Consider the following 19,265-nt stretch of genomic DNA (forward strand, 5'->3'; position numbering starts at 1 on the left):
CTCCCGATAAAAAAGCGCCCGATTAGGCGCTACAGGTGATAATGCTTAAGCGTCCTGCTTTAGCTTTGGCGGTTCTCGTCCTTCCTTGTACGACCAAGCAGGCTCAATGCTGCCTCTCGCGCCGATTTTTCGCAATATAATACCTGATAAATTTGCTCGGTTATTGGCATTTCCACGCCCAAACGCGCAGCTAACGCTTTGACTTCTTTGGTATTTCTGTAGCCTTCTACAACTTGTCCGATAATGCGTTGCGCCTCATCCACGCTTTCGCCCTGCCCCAGCATCATGCCGAAACGGCGGTTGCGCGACTGATTATCGGTACAGGTCAGCACCAGATCGCCAAGACCCGCCATGCCCATAAAGGTCGTTGGATCGGCACCCAGCGCAGCACCGAGACGGCTCATCTCCGCCAGACCGCGGGTGATGAGTGCCGTACGCGCATTGGCACCAAAGCCAATGCCGTCGGAGATCCCGGCACCAATCGCAATGACGTTTTTCACTGCGCCGCCCAGCTGCACGCCGATGAAGTCCGGATTGTTGTAAACGCGAAAGCTTTTGCCGCAGTGCAGCTTTTGCTGCAGATCGTCGGCAAACTGCGCGTCAGTGGCCGCCAGCGCAATCGCCGTCGGCAAACCGGCCGCCAGCTCTTTGGCAAAGGTCGGGCCGGAAATCACCGCCAGCGGAATGCTGTCGCCGAGGATTTCGCGCGCCACATCCTGCAGCAGCCGTCCGGTCTCTTTTTCCAGTCCTTTGGTCGCCCAGACAATGCGTGAATCGGCACGCAGCAGCGGTTTGAGCTGCATCAGCACGTCGCCGAACACATGGCTTGGCACCACCACCAGCAGATCGCGGCTGGCGCTGACGACGCGGGCCAGATCGGCTTCAGGAACGAGATTATCGGGGAAAGGAACATCGGGCAGGAAAGCGGTGTTGCATCGGTCAGCCTGCAGCTGCGCCACGCTTTGCGGATTGTGGCCCCACAGCAGCACCGGGTGGCCATTACGGGCCAGCGTAATGGCCAGTGCGGTGCCGTACGAGCCGGCACCGATGACGCTAATCGAAGCGTTGAGTGTAGTCATCAGGCATCCTGACGTGGCGCTTCGCCTTCACCCTGCTGCTGCAGATAATTCATGAACAGCGCATCAAAGTTGACCGGCGCCAGATTGAGCTGAGGGAAGGTACCGCGTGACACCAGGCTGGTGACACATTCACGCGCATACGGGAACAGAATGTTCGGGCAGTAAGCGCCGAGGCAATGTGCCATCTGCGTGCCTTCGATACCGCTGATGGTGAAGATACCGGCCTGCTGTACTTCGCACAGGAACGCGGTGTCTTCGCCCACGGTAGCGGTGACAGTAACGCGCAGCACGACTTCATACACTTCATCCGCCAGCTGAGAAGAGGCGGTGTCCAGATCCAGCTTCACTTCCGGTTCCCACTCTTTCTGGAAAACCTGAGGTGCGTTTGGCGCTTCAAATGAGACGTCTTTGGTGTAAACGCGTTGAATCTGGAACTGCATTTCGTTGCTGCTATGCTCTGACATGTTACTGAATCCTTTAAGTGAAAATTGTCGGTCGAAAATGTTATGCGCGGAGCAAGGGATCGAGTCCCTGACGCCCGTCCAGCGCGTAGAGATCGTCACAGCCGCCAATGTGCTGCGCGTCAATAAAGATCTGTGGCACCGTGGTGCGGCCGCTGCGTTTGATCATCTCTTCGCGCTTTACCGCGTCCCCATCAATGGGAATCTCCTGGTATGACACGCCTTTTTGATCCAGCAACGCCTTCGCCCGGTGGCAGTAAGGACAGGTCACTTTGGTGTAAATCTCAACATTAGCCATGCGGTGATACCTCAGGAAGTTATTTACCGCGAACCAGCGGCAGGTTTTCGCCACTCCAGCCGCTCACACCATCTTTCAGCACGGTCACTTTGTCAAAACCCGCTGCGCTAAGGGTGGCTGCCGGTTCTGCGGCGCTCTGGCCGGTGGCACATACCACAATTATGGGCTGCGACTTGTGCTTTTCCAGCTCGCCGAAGCTGCCTTTTTTGATATCGGCTGCGGCGATGTTAATAGCCCCTGAAATGTGTCCTTTGCGATAGTCGTCGCGTGAACGAACGTCTACCACCACCGCGTCCTCTTTATTGATCAGGTGGGTTGCTTCACCACGGCTGATGGTTTTTACCTTAGAGAACATGCCTTTAACGGTGGTTACAATCACCAGAATAAGTAAAGCGACCCATGCCAGACTAAGGATGGGGTGATTGCTTGCAAACTGCATAATTTCTTGCATGAGGGGTAACGACTCCAGACCGGGGCTAATAAGCTAAAACAAGGGTTCTGAGTATACCTGCGCCACTTCGCATGTACAGTCGCGAAGCGGGCAGAGTTACGATTTGTGCGTCATTTTCCAAAAAAAGTGTTCTAATCGCAAAATTGAGACAATCTTTATCCCGGTAAGCTGTGGCCGACATCTTTCGTAAAGCAAAACCCGGCCGGGATAACTGGTAAGCGGCTGTTCATCGTGGAATAATTATCGACTATGAAGGGAAAAGCGACCGTTACACACACAAGGACCCGTTACAACGACCCGGCATCTCCGTTGTCATTTCGCTGGTCCGATATCTCCCTCAGCCTGCTTTGTGCGGGTGCGTTGCTGTTGCCCGTCGCCGCGCATAGCGCCGATGACAGCAAAACGCAGCTAAAGTCCATTCAGCAGGACATCGCCGAAAAAGAGAAAAGCGTTAAAGCGCAGAAGCTGCAGCGCAGTAAGCTGCTCGATCAGCTGCAGAGTCAGGAAAAAGTGATTGCCCAGGCCAGTCGCCAGCTGCGTGAAACCCGCAATAGCCTGAGCGCGCTGAACGGCGAAATCGCCCAAACCACCGCCGCCATTGCCCGGCTGGAAAAGCAGCAGGCGCAGCAGGAAAAACTGCTGGCGCAGCAGCTGGATGCCGCGTTTCGTCAGGGCCAGCACAACGGCGTGCAACTGCTGCTCGGCGGTGAAGAAGCGCAGCGCAGCGAACGCATTCTGGCCTATTTTGGCTACCTCAATGCCGCCCGGCAGAAAAATATCGACGAGCTTAAGCAGACTCAGCAGGAACTGGCGCAGCAGCGTCAGGCGCTGCAGGGCAAGCAGGAGCAGCAAAAGTCGCTGTTAGCGCAGCAGCAGACGCAACAGAACAAACTGGAAACCGCCAGCGCCGCACGCAAGAAAACGCTGTCCGCACTGGAGAGCGCGCTGGAGAAAGACCAGGCCGATCTGGTCGAGATGCGCCAGAACGAAAGCCGCCTGCAGGACAAAATCGCCAAAGCCGAACGTGAGGCGCGCGAACGGGCGCAACGCGAAGCGCGCGAGGCGGAAAAAGTGCGCCAGCGTCAGGCCCAGGCAAAAGCCAAAGGCTCCAGCTATTCCCCTACGCAAAGCGAGCGCGAGCTGATGGCGCGCACCGGCGGCCTTGGCCGGCCGGGCGGACAGGCCATCTGGCCAGTGCGCGGTCGCATTGAACATCGCTTTGGTGAAGCAATGCAGGGCGAACTGCGCTGGAAAGGTCTGGTGATTGATGCGCCGGAAGGCACTGAAGTCAAAGCCATTGCTGATGGTCGCGTGCTGATGGCCGACTGGCTGCAAGGCTACGGCCTGGTTGTGGTCGTCGAACACGGTAAAGGCGATATGAGCCTTTATGGCTACAATCAGAGCGCGTTGGTGAGCGTCGGTGCGCAGGTGAAGGCAGGACAGCCTATCGCCCTCGTGGGCACCAGCGGCGGCCGCGGCACGCCCTCGCTCTACTTTGAAATTCGTCGTCAGGGACAGGCCGTCAACCCACTGCCGTGGTTAGGAAGATAAGTGTTGTTTCAGTCCCAAAAGCTTAGCGCCGCCCTGTGCGGGCTGTTTTTCACCTTTGCCGCCCATGCGGGAAAACTGGCTATCGTCATTGACGACTTCGGCTACCGCCCGGCCGAAGAGAATAAAGTGCTGCAGATGCCCGCCGCGATTTCTGTGGCGGTGCTACCCAACGCGCCTCATGCGCGTGATATGGCAACCAAAGCGCATCAGGGCGGTCATGAAGTGCTGATTCACCTGCCGATGGCGCCGCTGAGCAAACAGCCGCTGGAGAAGGACACGCTAACGCCGGAGATGAGCAGCGAAGAGATCGCGCGCATCGTGCGTGACGCCAGCAACAAAGTGCCGTATGCGGTTGGCCTGAACAACCATATGGGCAGCAAAATGACCTCCAGCCTGCCCGGCATGCAGAAAGTGATGCAGGTGCTTAATCACTACAACTACTACTTCCTCGATAGCATGACCATTGGCAACAGCCAGTCGGTCCCGGCCGCGCAGGGCACGCAGGTCAAAGTCCTGAAGCGGCGCGTATTCCTCGACGACAGCCAGAATGAAGCGGCGATTCGCACCCAGTTCAACCGCGCAGTGAAGCTGGCACAGCGTGATGGCTACGCTATCGCCATTGGCCATCCGCATCCCACCACGGTACGGGTGTTGCAGCAGATGTTGCCGACGCTACCGGGCGATATCACCCTCGTCCGCCCCAGCCAGTTGCTCAACGAACCGCTGCGCCAGGGCGCTACGCCGTCGGCCAGCACGCCGGTGAAACCGCGCACCCCGGTGTTCCGTGCGCCTGGCGTGTGTAAGCCGGGCCAGCCGCTGCCTGCCGTACCGCAGAGTCGTGCGGTGGAGGTAGTGACAGAGAGCATTACCGGCAGTCCACTCGTGCAGTCGCTTAAACAGCTATTCTGATTATCAGGCGCAGCGTGCTGCGCCTTATTTAACGCCACACCTTTTCCGCGCAAGGATATCGGAACAGATGACGTCAACCAGAAAGAAAATTCTGCTGCTGGATACCGGGCGCGAATGGGGCGGCGGTACCAACAGCATGCTGGAATTACTCAAGCGCATTGATCGCCAGCGTTTCGCTATCACCTGCTGTTTTTATCAGAATTATGCGCGTGGCAATCAGGAGACGATTGCCTCGGTATTAGACGCGATCGGCATTCCGGTGACATTTATTGCGCAGCGTCGCCAGCCGCTCTGGGCAAAAATCACCAAAGAGTTGCTGCGCACCCTGCTGTTTTTTAACCGCGCGGTGAAAAAAAACGCCATCGACCGCATCGATCGCCAGTGGCGCATGCAGCCTAACGCCCGCCAAATCGCGACGATTTTACGCGACGGTGGCTATGATGCGCTGTACATGAATAATCAGCCCAGCACCAACGTTGAAGGCTATCTCGCCGCTGAACAGACTCATGTGGCGTTAATTCAGCACTGCCGCATTGATCCATTACTCAATAATGCGCTGGTCAAGATGATTAATCGGCATTGTGATGCGGTGATTGCCGTGTCACAGGGCGTACACCGCACCCTGAGCGAAAGCGATGTTGATGCGCAGCGCTGCTTTACCGTATCCAACGCTATCGATATTCATCAGCCGCTGCCGGTGCGTGAGGCAGTGCGTCAGCGCTTTGATTATCCCGCGGATACCTTTATTTTCGGCTCCATCGGTTCTCTGATTGCGCGTAAATCTAACCATCATATTTTGCAGGCGCTAGGTGCATTCAGCCGCGCGCATCCTGCCGCTAAATGGAAAATGGTGATCGTCGGTGCCGGCCCGGAGCAGCAGCACTTACAGCAGCTGGCGCAAAAAGAGGGTATCGCCGCGCAGGTTATTTTTACCGGCTTTCAAAATAACGCGCTGGATTATCTGGCGGCATTCGATACGTTTATTCTCGCCTCAGCCAGTGAAGGGCTGCCGCGCGTGGTGCTGGAAGCGATGCTGGTGAATACGGCGGTGATAGGTTCGAATGTCGTCGGTACGTCGGAATTAATTCAACACGGCGAGACCGGTTTACTGTTTGACTATGGCAATACGCAACAGCTTAGCCAGCATCTTAGCGCGCTGTGGCAGGATACTGCGCTGCGCCAGCGTTTAATCGCCGCCGCCGCCGCCCGGGTGCGCGAGCGCTATAGCATTGAACATTACGTATCGGGCGTGGAAAACATTCTGGAAAACGTCATGGAGAGAAAAAAGCATGTTTGATTTTTTAAATAAACACCGTCGCTATATTCTCTCGCGCCACAACATTCCCGCCACGCAGGCGGATGCGCAGGGCACAATTGCCGTCAGTTCCGTCGTCATCCCCTGTACCGGCGCTGATTACATTGAAGAAGCGGTGCTCAGCGCTTATTTTGCCAGCCGCTGCGCCGACACCATCAGCGAAATTGTCATCGTCAGCGATCAGCCTTCCAGCGCTTTTCCGCCGCTGCCGGCACGCGTGCGCGTGGTGACGCTGGAAGTGCCGTTTCGAGAAGAAAACTACCGTTATAAACAGATCTACCGCAGCCGCCTGATAAAACTTCAGGCCCCCTTGCAGGCGACCGGTGAAGGTATATTGATGATCGATTCCGATCTCAATTTATTAAAAACGCCGGATATTGCGATGCGTGAGCATCATCTGTACAGCAGCTTCCGTCAGGGCAAGATGATCGCCAAACTGGCCGGCGCGCCAGAAGAACATATTCCGGCCTATTACCACCACACCGTTCGCCCTTATTTGCAGGATCACGTGAATGGCGCCTATCTGGCGGCCTCCCGTCGCACATGGCAGCGTATTTGTCCGCTGTGGCTGACGTTATTTAATGATACCTGGGAATTGATGAATGACGACCAGCCGCCAACCGATCAGCTACCGCTCGCGGCCCTGCTCGACCTGCTGGATATCCGCACGGTCAATCTGGGCGAATGGGCTAACTGGCCGGTGTCGAAACGCATTGGCGGTCAGTCGGCCGTGATTCCACCGCAGGTGATTGGCGCGCATGGCGGCTTCCCCTTGAGCGAATGGCAAAAATATTTGCAGGATCCGCACCAGCCGCTGAGCTTCAAAGGCCAGGACTACACGCGTAAGGTGCGTTACCTGACCGATGCGGAAAAACAGCAATCCTGAGCGTCACCGGCCCGCAGGCCGGTGTGTCGTTTAATCCCAGCTCAGCACCACTTTGCCTGAACGCCCGGAACGCATCTCGTCGAAGCCCTGCTGGAAGTCGTCGATGTGATAGCGATGCGTGATGATCGGCGTCAGATCGAGGCCGGACTGAATCAGCGCGGCCATTTTGTACCAGGTTTCAAACATCTCACGGCCGTAAATCCCCTTGATAAACAGCCCCTTGAAGATAACCTGATTCCAGTCAATCGACATTTCACCCGGCGGAATGCCCAGCAGCGCAATGCGTCCGCCGTGATTCATGGTCTCCAGCATGGTACGAAACGCCGGCGGCGCGCCGGACATCTCCAGTCCGACATCAAAGCCTTCGGTCATGCCCAGTTCCGTCATCACCTCGCGCAGATTCTGCTGCGCCACGTTGACCGCACGCGTCACGCCCATTTCACGCGCCAGCCCGAGGCGGTACTCATTGATGTCAGTGATCACCACGTTTCGCGCGCCGACGTGCTTACACACCGCTGCCGCCATAATGCCAATCGGTCCGGCACCGGAGATCAGCACGTCTTCACCTACCAGATCAAACGAGAGCGCGGTATGCACCGCGTTACCGAACGGATCGAAAATCGCCGCCAGCTCGTCGGAAATATTGTCGGGAATTTTGAACGCGTTAAACGCCGGGATCACCAGATATTCAGCGAAGCAGCCCTGACGATTAACCCCGACACCCACGGTATTACGGCATAAATGGGTACGGCCGGCGCGACAGTTGCGGCAGTGGCCACAGGTGATGTGACCTTCACCCGATACGCGATCGCCAATGGCGAAACCCTTCACTTCCTGACCGATGCCGACCACTTCACCCACGTATTCGTGGCCGGTGATCATCGGCACCGGAATGGTTTTGCGCGACCAGTCGTCCCAGTTATAGATATGCACATCGGTGCCACAGATGGCGGTTTTGCGGATTTTAATCAGCAGATCGTTATGACCGGGCTCCGGCACCGGCGCGTCGTGCACCATCCAGATCCCCTCTTCCGCTTTCAGTTTAGCCAGTGCTTTCATCCGTTGGCTCCTGCAGTGATAACCCCTAACTGTTGTCCGATGCGCGTGAAGGCCGCCACCGCGTGCTCCAGCTGCGCCTGAGTGTGGCCGGCAGAAATCTGCGTGCGAATGCGCGCCTGGCCCTGCGGCACCACCGGATAGAAGAAGCCGGTAACGTAGATGCCTTCCTGCTGGAGCAGACTGGCAAACTGCTGCGCCACTTTGGCATCGCCCAGCATTACCGGAATGATGGCGTGATCGGCACCGGCCAGCGTAAAGCCCGCGGCGGTCATTTTTTCCCGGAAGAAGCGGGCGTTTTCCCACAGCCGCTGCCGCAGCCCATCGCCTTCGTTCAGCAGATCCAGCACGCGCAGCGATGCGGCCACAATCGCCGGTGCCAGCGAGTTAGAGAACAGATAAGGGCGCGAGCGCTGACGCAGCCATTCAACCACCTCGCGTTTTGCCGCCACGTAACCGCCGGACGCACCGCCCAGCGCTTTACCCAGCGTGCCGGTCAGAATATCCACGCGATCCATCACGCCGCAGTATTCATGCGTGCCGCGTCCGCTTGCGCCGACAAAGCCCACCGCGTGCGAGTCATCCACCATCACCAGCGCATTAAACTCATCGGCCAGGTCGCAAATGCCCTGCAGGTTAGCGATCACGCCATCCATGGAGAACACGCCGTCGGTGGCAATCAGCAGGTGGCGCGCCCCCTTGTCACGGGCCTCCTGCAGGCGCGCGCGCAGCTCAGCCATATCATTGTTGGCGTAACGATAGCGCTGGGCTTTGCACAGGCGGATGCCGTCGATGATCGACGCATGGTTGAGCGCATCCGAGATAATCGCGTCTTCCGCGCCCAGCAGGGTCTCAAACAGCCCGCCGTTGGCGTCGAAGCATGAGGAGAACAGGATGGCCTCTTCCATGCCGAGGAACTCCGCCAGCCGGCGTTCCAGCAGCTGATGGCTGTCCTGCGTGCCGCAGATAAAACGCACCGACGCCATGCCGAAACCATGCGTGTCCATGCCGTCTTTGGCGGCCTGAATCAGCGCCGGATGGTTCGCAAGGCCGAGATAATTATTGGCGCAGAAGTTGATCACCGGCGGGCTATTGGCGACGTTGATTTCCGCCTGCTGCGCCGAGGTCAGGGTGCGCTCCTGTTTGAACAATCCGTCCTGCCGCGTTGTCTCAAGCTGTTGCCGGATTTGTGAATAGAACTGATCGGACATGATTCTGCTCCTCAGATAGCAAAATTTTGGCACATATTACTGATCGAAAAGCGAATGGACGACAATTCAGCCAGGGAAATCTCCGTTTTGCAGCATAGTTCACGCGGCGCGCAGGATTTGTGCAGCGCGATCGGCGTCATCTGGCTGTCCGCATCGGGCTGAAATGTTATGATGTTAGGTATTCGTGCGTGAAACCTCCTGTTTCACCCCAACTGTTTAAAGGCAAAGCATATGATTATCGTAACCGGCGGCGCGGGCATGATTGGCAGCAACATTGTGAAAGCGCTCAACGATCGCGGTCATACCGATATCCTGGTGGTGGATAATCTGAAAGATGGCACCAAGTTCGTGAACCTCGCGGATCTGGACATCGCGGATTACATGGATAAAGAGGAGTTCCTCACCTACATCATGTCGGGTGAAGATCTGGGTCCGATTGAAGCGGTGTTCCATGAAGGTGCCTGTTCAGCCACCACTGAGTGGGACGGTAAGTACATGATGGACAATAACTATCAGTACTCGAAAGATCTGCTGCACTTCTGCCTCGAACGTGAAATTCCGTTCCTGTATGCCTCCTCGGCCGCCACCTACGGCGGGCGTAACGAGAACTTCATTGAAGAGCGCCAGTACGAGCAGCCGCTCAACGTGTACGGCTACTCAAAAATGCTGTTCGACCACTATGTCCGCCAGATTCTGCCGGAAGCGGATTCGCCGGTGTGCGGCTTCCGCTATTTCAACGTGTACGGGCCGCGTGAAGGCCATAAAGGCAGCATGGCGAGCGTCGCGTTCCACCTCAATACGCAGATCAGCAACGGTGAAAATCCTAAGCTGTTCGAGGGCAGCGACAGCTTCCGTCGTGACTTCATCCACGTCGATGATGTGGTGGCGGTCAATCTGTGGTGCTGGGAAAACGGCGTATCCGGCATCTATAACTGTGGTACCGGCCGCGCCGAATCTTTCCAGGAAGTGGCGGATGCAGTGCTGAAGTTCCACCAGCAAGGCCAGATCGAATACATCCCGTTCCCGGACAAACTGAAAGGGCGCTACCAGGCCTTTACGCAGGCGGATCTCAGCAAACTGCGCGCCGCGGGCTATGACAAACCGTTTAAAACCGTTGCGCAGGGCGTGGGCGAATACATGGCCTGGCTGAACCGTCACGCATAAGGAAACCGGCACCGGCGATGAAAATTCTGGTTATTGGCCCCTCCTGGGTCGGCGATATGATGATGTCGCAAAGTCTCTATCGCACGCTGAAACAGGCGCACCCTGAGGCGGTAATTGATGTGATGGCGCCGGCCTGGTGCCGGCCGCTGCTGTCACGCATGCCGGAAGTGAATCAGGCGCTGGCGATGCCGCTTGGCCACGGTGCGCTGGCGCTGGGTGAGCGCCGTCGCCTGGGCAAAGCGCTGCGGGCCAGCGGTTACGATCGCGCCTATGTGCTGCCAAACTCGTTTAAATCGGCGCTGGTGCCGTTTTTTGCCGGCATCAAACGCCGCATCGGCTGGCGCGGCGAAATGCGCTATGGCGTGCTGAATGACGTGCGGGTGCTGGACAAAGCCGCGTTTCCCTTAATGGTGGAGCGCTATGTGGCGCTGGGCTATGACCAGCCGGTTGCGGCGGCAGCACAGTTGCCGCAGCCGCTGTTGTGGCCGCAGCTGCGCGTCGACGACGATGAAAAACGCATGACCGCGGCGCAGTTTGCGCTGTCGGCCGATCGCCCGGCCATCGGCTTCTGCCCCGGTGCCGAATTTGGTCCCGCGAAGCGCTGGCCACACTATCACTACGCCGCGCTGGCGGAACAGCTGATTGCTGAAGGCTATCAGGTGCTGCTGTTTGGCTCGGCTAAAGATCGGGAAACCGGCGAGGCGATCCTGCAGGCGTTGCCGGACACGGCGCGCGCGCACTGCCGCAATCTGGCGGGCGAAACGCAGCTGGAGCAGGCGGTGATTCTGATCGCCCACTGTGCTGCGGTTGTCAGCAATGATTCCGGACTGATGCACATTGCCGCCGCGCTCAACCGGCCGCTGGTGGCGCTGTATGGCCCGAGCAGCCCGGACTTCACGCCGCCGCTGTCCCATCAGGCGCGCATCATTCGCCTGATTACCGGCTACCACAAAGTGCGCAAAGGCGATGCCGAAGAGGGCTATCACCAGAGCCTGATTGATATTCAACCGGCACGCGTGCATCAGGAACTCAATGAGTTACTGCATCCGGTGCAGGAGTAACCATGCACGTTTTGATTGTTAAAACCTCGTCGATGGGTGATGTGCTGCACACGTTGCCGGCACTGACCGATGCGATGCAGGCGATTCCCGGCATTCGCTTCGACTGGGTGGTGGAAGAGAATTTTGCGCAAATTCCTGGCTGGCATCCGGCCGTCGACAAAGTCCTGCCGGTGGCGATTCGTCGCTGGCGCAAACACTGGTTTGGCAGCCAGCAGCGCGAAGAGCGCGTGCAATTCAAACGCGAGCTGCAGTCACGTCAGTACGACGTGGTGATTGATGCCCAGGGGCTGATTAAAAGCGCCGCGCTGGTGACGCGCCTCGCCAAAGGCATCAAACATGGTCAGGACAGCCGCAGCGCACGTGAACCGTTCGCCAGCTGGTGGTATGACAAGCGTCATGAGATTGGTAAGCAGCAGCACGCCGTGGAACGCACGCGCGAACTGTTCGCGAAAAGTCTGGGCTATGAAAAACCGGCCACGCAGGGCGACTATGCCATTGCCGGTCATTTTCTCGCGGCACAACCGCAGGATAGCCAACCGTACCTGGTGTTTCTGCACGCCACAACGCGCGACAACAAACACTGGCCGGAAGATCACTGGCGCCAGCTCATCGCGCGGGTTCAGCCCACTGGCCTGCGCGTCAGGCTGCCGTGGGGCGCCGAACACGAGCACCAGCGCGCGCAGCGGCTGGCAGCAGGGTTTGATCATGCAGAGGTGTTGCCGAAGCTGACGCTGGAGCAGGTGGCGCAGCAGCTGGCGGGCGCCCGGGCGGTGGTCTCGGTGGATACCGGTCTGAGCCATCTGACCGCCGCGCTGGATCGCCCCAACATCACCCTGTTCGGCCCGACTGACCCGGGTCTGATTGGTGGCTATGGCAGGAATCAGCATGCGTTACGGCCCGCGCAGGGCAGCAGCAGCATGGCAGACATTCAGCCTGACGACGTGATGGCCATGCTGGCTGAGATCGCGCTGTAACGCGATTGGGCTGTTTAGCGCTGCTGGTGCTTCAGCTGCGCAAATTCAGTGAGCGTCATGCCCTGCGTCCGGGTCGCCAGCCAGCTGAACAGGCCTTCCAGATCGTCATACAGGCGTTCAATATCAGCCTCCGTTTTAAACGTGGGGCTGCCATCTGGCATAAACTCGGATGAATGCAGCATGAACTCGACGTAGTCATTACCCTGACTGAGCGTCTGTTCTGCCACCTGCTTCATCTGGGCCAGATTGCCGCCCACCGGCCGCAGCCAGTTCACTGACGGTCCGCGCTGCCTGCCGCGGATGCCATTCCACATTTTTTTAAGCTGATTGGTCAGCGTGCCATAGCGATACTGAATGCTCATCGGCAGTTCCAGCAGCGGGCTGTCGCCCGGCCTGGAAATATCCTGTTCATCAAGGAAATAAGCGCGATCGGGGAAATGGCTGTAATCCGTTCCGCCCTGTCCCTGCGGTGCACCCTGCGCATTACGCCAGCTCACGCGCGGCGTAACCGAGCAGTCAACCAGATAGCCCTGATCGATCAGGGCGCGGGCGTACACTTCATTAAATGCCCAGCGGCCGGCGCGGTGGCTGGTCATTTTACGCTGAAAAGCGTTCTCCAGCAGATCGGTCATAAAGGCGACTTTATCGCGCAGGACGTTTTCCGGATATTCGATCAGATAAGGTTGGTAACGCCACTCATCGTCGGTCAGCGCATATTCAGGTGGACTGTACCAGGCATGTAAATGCATACCGATTTCGCCCTGACCGCGCGCCAGCAGATCGCGCCCGAACTCGACATAAGCCGGGTCACTGGCCATCTCATAGTTGGTCAGCCAGGTCGGTTTAAAAGCGTATTTCTCACACAGCGCCTGGAAGCGCGGTAAAAACCGGACGTTATGGGTAGTGACCTTGCCGCTGCGATTGCGCCACAGGTTATCCCCTTCGGTATCAAGGGTAATTAAAAAGGCAGGTTTTTCCATAACTTATCCGGTGAATTACAGTGTTATAATCGCTATGGTACGCAACGCTCCTGACGGGCGCAAACTTTTCCCATGCGGGTTCGAGGGGAAGTCGATAGCGGTATAAGATTAGTTAAACTAGAATAATTTAAACTCTTCACTGGCCTGAATTTTATCAATTAACCGAGCGCACGTTCGTGTAAAATTACCTGGCCATAAAAATAATTAATTGAATTTTCTTATATTAAGTCCTGATAGCACCGGGAATGATAGCAGCTAAGTCTTTACAGCAGACTGGCATGTAGGGGTAAAAAATTTTGTCGAAACGCATTTTAATGGTGATTGATGGCCTGCCGGGCGGCGGCGCCGAAAAAGTCGTACTGACTCTGGCGGGGGGCTTCCTCAGTCAGGGACACCAGGTTTCGATCTTCTCATTGCGGAAGGTATGTGATTACCCTATTCCGGCTGGCGTGGATTACCAGGTGATTCTTGATCGCTGTAACCACCCGTGGCGCAAGCTGACAGAAACATGGCGCCGCGCGCGCCTGCTGGATCGTGCGGTGCGCGACAGTGAAGCGCGGCACGGCAAATTTGATCTGATCCTCTCTCATCTGCATAAAACTGACCGCATTGTCAGGCAAACGCCGGCGCTCGATGGAGACAGGACCTGGTTCTGTCTGCACGGCGTGTTTTCTGCTTCGTATCTGGCACGTAAAACCGGCTTCTCGCTGTGGCTGAAGCGGCTGAAAATCCGTCACGTTTATCAGGATCGCCAAATCGTTGGGGTTTCGCAGTACGTCATCGACGATATGGTGCAAAACATTGGCGTACAGCCCCGCCAGGCCAAAGTGATCGCCAATCCTTTCGATTTTGACAGCCTCGCCCGACTGGCGGCAGAACCCTGCCCGTTGGCCGGCACCGATTTCCTGGTGCACGTGGGACGCTTCCATGAAACCAAACGCCATGACCGCCTGCTCGAAGCTTATGCCCTGAGTGGCATCACCGCGCCGCTGGTTTTGCTGGGACAGGGAAGCGAAAAAATAACGCAAAAATTGCGTGAGCAGGCGCAGAATTCAGGCATTGCAGAGCGCGTGCGCTTCGAAGGTTTTCAGCGCAATCCTTATCCCTGGATACGGCACGCGCGCCTGCTGGTGGTCAGCTCCGACAGTGAAGGTTTTGGTAATGTGCTGGTCGAAGCCCTGAGCTGCGGCACCGCGGTGGTCAGTACGCGCTGTCCGGGCGGTCCTGTTTCGATCCTCACCGGCGAACTGTCACGCGGTCTGGCAGAGATGAATGCAACATCGCTGGCAGAAAAAATGCGAGAAATTTATACAACTCCCCCCAGGTTGCAACATCTGGACTTAAGCATTTATAGTTTGAGCGTTGTTTGCCAGCAATACCTGCAGCTTATTCAGGTGGCGGAGACGTCATTTTCAACCACGCAGCACGTTTCAGGTTAACAGGTCCCCCATGACGGTGTGACCGAATCATGGGGATGACTACTTGACGTACGTACTACTGTTTATTCTTTTTTCACCGGTCAAATGGGTGATGAAGTTTGTTCATGGCCGCACCGGTAAAAATCTGGTGATACAGACCGCTAAAATTGGCGACTATATTAATATCACGCCGTTATTATCCCACCTGGGAAAAAGCGATGCCCTGCTGAGCTATAGTGTCGCCCCGCTGGCTGAACGTGACACCACGCTGGAGCACATCTGGTATATCGAAGATCATCGCTCCGGTTTGATGAAAAAAATTAAACTGGTGTGGCAGCTGCTCAATCGCTACGACAATATTTATTTGCTGCATCCCACCAATCTCAATTTATTTATTGCCGCCTGCTGCAATGCCAGCAACAAACAATTTCTTTCCAGCTATCGGCGCAAAGGCTATCAGGGCCTGTTTTATTTAACGGCCAGCGGCGTGGTTTATCACGAGAAAAATACCTTAACGCTGGAAAATTACCTGAAACTGGCCGATCGCTCTTTTACCAAAGAGAGTTATCCCAAACATGCCACCCTGCCACTGTGGCAACCGGAAACCCTGCCAGCGGAAATTAGGCAGGCGCCGGGCATCCGCATTGGTATTAGCGTAACGGCAGGGAATCAGGCCAAAACCATTCCGCCGTTAATCTGGTGTCGGCTTTTCGACCACCTGAACGATCTCCCCTGCACTTTTTTTGCTTTCGGCGCACCGAATGAACAATCACGCGTTCAGGAGTTGTTTAAAGTTGCCGGTCAGCGAAACAATCTGGTGAGTCTGGTAGGTAAAATCCCGCTCGAGGCGCTGCCTGCCGCCATTAACGAGATGGATTTCTATATCGCCTCGGATTCCGGCAATGTGTATATTGCCGACGCGCAACAGGTACCGGTGATTTTAATTTATGGTCCCTGCTGCGTAGAGGAGCAAAGGCCGCTGGGTGACGTGCTCTTAATTGGCCCGAACCACATCGCGCCCTCTTCGTTTGTGTTCGCTGCGCAATACAAATTTGCCCATCCGGTTGAACAGCTGTTCGAGCTGGATGAACGCAAGCTAAATGATATCCATGATTTTATCCGCACCCGGCAGCAGCAGCGCCTGGCGCGACGGAACAACGAAGAACATGACAGCGCAGCCCGATAGCTCATCCCCGCTACTCAGTCTCATTATCCCGATGTTTAACGCTGGTGCTGACTTTACCGGCTGTATCAATGCATTGCTGGCGCAAACCCTGACGTCGCTGGAGATCATCATTGTTGACGATGGCTCCACCGACGGCTCTGGCGAGCGCGCCGACGCGCTGGCGCAGCAGTACCCACATATCCAGGTGATTCATCAGCCGAACGGTGGCGTGTCGCGTGCGCGCAATGCCGGGCTGGCCGTGGCGCGGGGTAAATACGTCAGCTTTCCTGACGCTGACGACACCATGGACCCGGCGATGTACCAGACGCTGGTCGACATGGCGGAGCGCGATCGTCTGGACGCTGCGCAGTGCAACGCCGAGTGGTTTTTCAAGGCCAGCCAGACAATTAAGCCGATGATTCCGCGGGATCGCCTCACCAGCACTGGCGTGTTAAGCGGGCCGGAGTGGCTCGACAAGGCGCTGAAAACCCGGCGTTACCTGCACGTCGTGTGGCTCGGTATCTACCGCCGTGAGCTGATCGAACAGCTTAATCTGCAGTTTGAACCCGGTCTGCATCATCAGGACATCCCGTGGACCACTGAGTTCATGCTCAATGTGCAGCGCGTGCGCTACACCGATCGGGTGCTGTATCGCTACTACATGCACGATGCGTCGATCAGCAACCGCAAGCGCACCGGCCAGCACAACGTCGACTATCAGCGTCACTACCTGAAAATCGCGCGCATGCTGGAAGAGATCAATACGCGCTATCGTCACAAGGTGAAGATTTACCCGAGCTTCCACGCGCAGATTACCCGCGAAGCGCTCAGCGTGTGCCACGCTATCCGGCGCGAACCGGACGCCGCAGCGCGCCAGGCAATGATCGCCGATCTGTTTAGCAGCCAGACGCACAAACGCATGCTGCGCAATGCGCGCGGCGCGCGTCAGTGGTATCAGCTGCTGCTGTGGCTGAGCCGCATTTATCGCTGGCGCAATAAATAAGCGCCCGCCGCGGCTTTAACCCCTCCAGGGTTTGCCCTACAATCAGCTCACTGAATTTTGAGATGATTTGAGTATGGCAAGCCCGATTCCAGCCCACTTTGCACCGCAAAATATTTTGCTGATAAAGCTGCGTCATCATGGCGATATGCTGCTGACCACGCCTGCCATCAATGCGCTGCGCCAGCGCTATCCGCAGGCCAACATTGATGTGCTGCTGTATAAAGAGACGCGCCCGATGCTGGAAGCGCATCCGGCGATCCGTCAGCTGCATATCATCGATCGCAACTGGAAAAAGGAAGGCGGCTGGCAGAAGTTTCGCCATGAGGTCGCGCTGGTGCGGGCGGTGCGCGCCTGCCATTACGATGTGGTGATCAATCTGGCCGACCAGTGGCGCAGCGCCATTATTACCGGCCTGTCCGGTGCGCCGGTTCGCATTGGCTTTGCCTACCGCAAGCGCGACAACGCGTTCTGGCGCTGGTGCCATAACCAGCTGGTTTCCACCGACCGTCACCATCAGCTGCACACCGTGGAACAAAACATGACGGCGCTGCAGCCGCTCGGCATTCCCACCGCCGGGGCGACAGCCTCCATGCATTTCAGCACCGCCGACCAGCAAAAAGTGCAGGACGTCCTCGCTCAGCAGTCGATTACCGGACCGTTTGTGGTGGTGCAGCCCACCTCGCGCTGGGTTTTTAAGTGCTGGGAAGATGAAAAGGTGGCGCAGCTGATTGATGCGCTGGCCGCTGATGGTCGCAGCGTGGTGCTGACCGCCGCGCCCGATCAGAAAGAGCTGGCGATGATCGCCCATATCCAGTCGCTGTGCCGCACGCCGAATGTGGTGTCGCTGGCGGGCCAGCTCTCGCTGCCGCAGCTGGCGGCGCTGATCGACGCCGCACAGCTGTTTATTGGCGTCGATTCCGCACCGATGCACATGGCCGCGGCGCTGCAGACGCCGTGCCTGGCGCTGTTCGGCCCGACCAAGCTGCAGCACTGGCGCCCGTGGGGCGACAATAACCGCGTTATCTGGGCGGGCGACTATGCGCCGCTGCCGTCACCGGATTCGATCAATACCAATACCGAGCAGCGCTATCTGTCTGCCATCCCGGTTGAGGATGTGCTTGCCGCCGCCAGGAGCCTTTTGCATGACTAAGTTACGGCTGGCGATTGTCCGGCAGAAATACCGGCCGGACGGCGGTGCCGAGCGTTTTATCTCACGCGCGCTGGAAGCGCTGGACAGCGAGCAGCTCGACCTCAACATCATTACCCGCAGCTGGCAGGGCACGCCGAACCCGGCCTGGCACCTGCACATCTGCAATCCGGCAAAATTCGGCCGCATTTCGCGTGAACGCGGCTTTGCCCGCGCGGCGCGCGCCTGCTGGGAACGGGAAAAGTTCGATATCGTACAGAGCCACGAGCGCATCGCCGGCTGCGATATTTTCCGCGCCGGCGACGGTGTGCATCGCGTATGGCTGGAGCAGCGCGCGCGCATTGTTTCGCCGTGGCAGCGGCTGAGCGCCAGCCTGAGCCCGTACCATCGCTATGTGCTGCAGGCGGAAGCGGAGATGTTCAACGCGCCCTCGCTGAAAGCGGTGATCTGTAATTCGCACATGGTGAAACAGGATATTTTGCGCCACTTCGCGCTGGATGCCAGCAAAATCCACGTGATTCACAACGCCATTGATAGCCAGCGTTTTCAGCCTGCCAGCGATACGCTGCGTCACGCCGCGCGTCAGCGACTCAACCTGCCGCAGGACGCCACGGTGATGATCTACGTCGGCTCCGGCTTCGAACGCAAAGGGCTAAAGGCCGCTATCGAAGCGGTCGCTAATAGCGATCGCTACCTGGTGGTGGTCGGCCAGGACAAACAGCTGGCGCGCTATCAGCAGCTGGCGAACCAGCTTAACTGCCTCGATCGCCTGCGCTTCGCCGGCGTGCAGCAGGACGTTCAGCCGTTTTACCATGCCGCCGATGCGCTGCTGCTGCCGACGCTGTACGATCCGTTTCCCAATGTGGTACTGGAAGCGATGGCCTGCGGGCTGGCAATCATTACCAGCACCGGCTGCGGCGGCGCAGAATTTATCACCAACGGTGAAGAGGGTTTTGTCTGCGATGCGTTGGATATCAAGGCGTTAAACGAAGCGGTAATAGCGACGCCCGCGCTTTCGCACAATTCAGCGCTGGGCGCGGCCGCGCGTCGCAAAATCGAACCTTATGGTCCGCAAAGACTGGCGCAGGCACTGACTTCGCTTTATCAGCGCGTCCTGCAAACCCGTTGACGAAGTG

At 57.4% G+C, this 19,265-nt stretch carries 19 protein-coding genes; 12 read left to right on the forward strand and 7 right to left on the reverse strand.

Translation table 11 applies throughout. The features are described 5' to 3' along the window. Positions 1 to 59 precede the first annotated feature (59 nt). Genes gpsA through C1N56_RS18690 form a run of 4 tightly spaced genes read right to left on the reverse strand, consistent with a single transcriptional unit; the run spans position 60 to position 2,289 of the window. On the reverse strand, positions 60 to 1,079 hold the full coding sequence (gene gpsA / locus C1N56_RS18675) for an NAD(P)H-dependent glycerol-3-phosphate dehydrogenase (RefSeq protein WP_238561300.1): 1,020 nt from the start codon (positions 1,077 to 1,079) through the stop codon (positions 60 to 62). Continuing rightward, positions 1,079 to 1,543, reverse strand: a complete 465-nt coding sequence (gene secB / locus C1N56_RS18680) for a protein-export chaperone SecB (RefSeq protein ID WP_021507054.1) — start codon at positions 1,541 to 1,543, stop codon at positions 1,079 to 1,081. The genes gpsA and secB overlap by 1 nt, the downstream gene beginning before the upstream one ends. 40 nt (positions 1,544 to 1,583) lie before the next feature. Then, a complete protein-coding gene (grxC, locus tag C1N56_RS18685) occupies positions 1,584 to 1,838 on the reverse strand; it encodes a glutaredoxin 3 (RefSeq protein ID WP_010616518.1) in 255 nt (84 codons plus the stop codon). A gap of 19 nt (positions 1,839 to 1,857) precedes the next feature. Next, a complete protein-coding gene (locus C1N56_RS18690; protein ID WP_058759412.1) occupies positions 1,858 to 2,289 on the reverse strand; it encodes a rhodanese-like domain-containing protein in 432 nt (143 codons plus the stop codon). 249 nt (positions 2,290 to 2,538) lie between these two features. On the opposite strand from C1N56_RS18690, the gene envC reads away from it, so the two are divergent. The 4 genes from envC (at position 2,539) to C1N56_RS18710 (ending at position 6,950) form a co-directional block, all read left to right on the forward strand. Next, a complete protein-coding gene (gene envC, locus C1N56_RS18695) occupies positions 2,539 to 3,840 on the forward strand; it encodes a murein hydrolase activator EnvC (RefSeq protein ID WP_031279626.1) in 1,302 nt (433 codons plus the stop codon). Positions 3,841 to 3,843: 3 nt separating this feature from the next. Further along, positions 3,844 to 4,749: a divergent polysaccharide deacetylase family protein gene (locus C1N56_RS18700; RefSeq protein WP_394517489.1), complete on the forward strand. Its 906-nt coding sequence runs from the start codon at positions 3,844 to 3,846 to the stop codon at positions 4,747 to 4,749. A gap of 67 nt (positions 4,750 to 4,816) precedes the next feature. Next, entirely contained in the window at positions 4,817 to 6,046 is a 1,230-nt protein-coding gene (locus C1N56_RS18705; protein WP_394516960.1) for a glycosyltransferase, read from the forward strand. After that, positions 6,039 to 6,950 (forward strand): hypothetical protein, encoded by a 912-nt coding sequence (locus tag C1N56_RS18710; protein ID WP_088516666.1) that lies wholly within the window; start codon positions 6,039 to 6,041, stop codon positions 6,948 to 6,950. Before C1N56_RS18705 ends, C1N56_RS18710 begins: the two co-directional genes overlap by 8 nt. A gap of 30 nt (positions 6,951 to 6,980) precedes the next feature. Here the strand turns inward: C1N56_RS18710 and tdh are convergent, their stop codons facing one another. Together tdh and C1N56_RS18720 are read right to left on the reverse strand one after the other, a co-directional pair. Next, entirely contained in the window at positions 6,981 to 8,009 is a 1,029-nt protein-coding gene (tdh, locus tag C1N56_RS18715) for an L-threonine 3-dehydrogenase (RefSeq protein WP_058781667.1), read from the reverse strand. Further along, positions 8,006 to 9,217 carry a glycine C-acetyltransferase gene (locus C1N56_RS18720; protein ID WP_058771026.1) on the reverse strand — a complete coding sequence of 404 codons (1,212 nt, stop codon included), beginning with the start codon at positions 9,215 to 9,217 and terminating at the stop codon, positions 8,006 to 8,008. Before C1N56_RS18720 ends, tdh begins: the two co-directional genes overlap by 4 nt. 231 nt (positions 9,218 to 9,448) lie before the next feature. On the opposite strand from C1N56_RS18720, the gene rfaD reads away from it, so the two are divergent. The 3 genes from rfaD to rfaC are packed head-to-tail and all read left to right on the forward strand — an operon-like array spanning position 9,449 to position 12,416. After that, complete coding sequence (rfaD, locus tag C1N56_RS18725) at positions 9,449 to 10,381, forward strand: ADP-glyceromanno-heptose 6-epimerase (protein WP_021507062.1); 933 nt, start codon at positions 9,449 to 9,451, stop codon at positions 10,379 to 10,381. A gap of 17 nt (positions 10,382 to 10,398) precedes the next feature. Further along, positions 10,399 to 11,442, forward strand: a complete 1,044-nt coding sequence (rfaF, locus tag C1N56_RS18730; RefSeq protein ID WP_211727016.1) for an ADP-heptose--LPS heptosyltransferase RfaF — start codon at positions 10,399 to 10,401, stop codon at positions 11,440 to 11,442. 2 nt (positions 11,443 to 11,444) lie between these two features. Further along, a complete protein-coding gene (rfaC, locus tag C1N56_RS18735) occupies positions 11,445 to 12,416 on the forward strand; it encodes a lipopolysaccharide heptosyltransferase RfaC (protein WP_088516667.1) in 972 nt (323 codons plus the stop codon). A 14-nt stretch (positions 12,417 to 12,430) separates the two neighbouring features. Here rfaC and C1N56_RS18740 read toward each other — a convergent pair whose 3' ends face one another. Further along, positions 12,431 to 13,396, reverse strand: a complete 966-nt coding sequence (locus C1N56_RS18740) for a polysaccharide deacetylase family protein (RefSeq protein WP_127833500.1) — start codon at positions 13,394 to 13,396, stop codon at positions 12,431 to 12,433. A 314-nt stretch (positions 13,397 to 13,710) separates the two neighbouring features. Between C1N56_RS18740 and C1N56_RS18745 the strand changes: the two genes are divergently transcribed. The 5 genes from C1N56_RS18745 (at position 13,711) to C1N56_RS18765 (ending at position 19,258) form a co-directional block, all read left to right on the forward strand. Beyond that, on the forward strand, positions 13,711 to 14,835 hold the full coding sequence (locus C1N56_RS18745) for a glycosyltransferase (RefSeq protein WP_021507066.1): 1,125 nt from the start codon (positions 13,711 to 13,713) through the stop codon (positions 14,833 to 14,835). A 43-nt stretch (positions 14,836 to 14,878) separates the two neighbouring features. Further along, a complete protein-coding gene (locus tag C1N56_RS18750; RefSeq protein ID WP_394516961.1) occupies positions 14,879 to 16,000 on the forward strand; it encodes a glycosyltransferase family 9 protein in 1,122 nt (373 codons plus the stop codon). A gap of 31 nt (positions 16,001 to 16,031) precedes the next feature. Continuing rightward, positions 16,032 to 16,982 carry a glycosyltransferase gene (locus tag C1N56_RS18755; protein ID WP_058771085.1) on the forward strand — a complete coding sequence of 317 codons (951 nt, stop codon included), beginning with the start codon at positions 16,032 to 16,034 and terminating at the stop codon, positions 16,980 to 16,982. Between the two features lie 73 nt (positions 16,983 to 17,055). Further along, entirely contained in the window at positions 17,056 to 18,132 is a 1,077-nt protein-coding gene (gene rfaQ / locus C1N56_RS18760) for a putative lipopolysaccharide heptosyltransferase III (protein WP_394516962.1), read from the forward strand. Beyond that, entirely contained in the window at positions 18,125 to 19,258 is a 1,134-nt protein-coding gene (locus C1N56_RS18765) for a glycosyltransferase family 4 protein (RefSeq protein WP_104189256.1), read from the forward strand. The genes rfaQ and C1N56_RS18765 overlap by 8 nt, the downstream gene beginning before the upstream one ends. Positions 19,259 to 19,265 lie beyond the last annotated feature (7 nt).

Source organism: Pantoea sp. SGAir0175, from assembly GCF_043547855.1.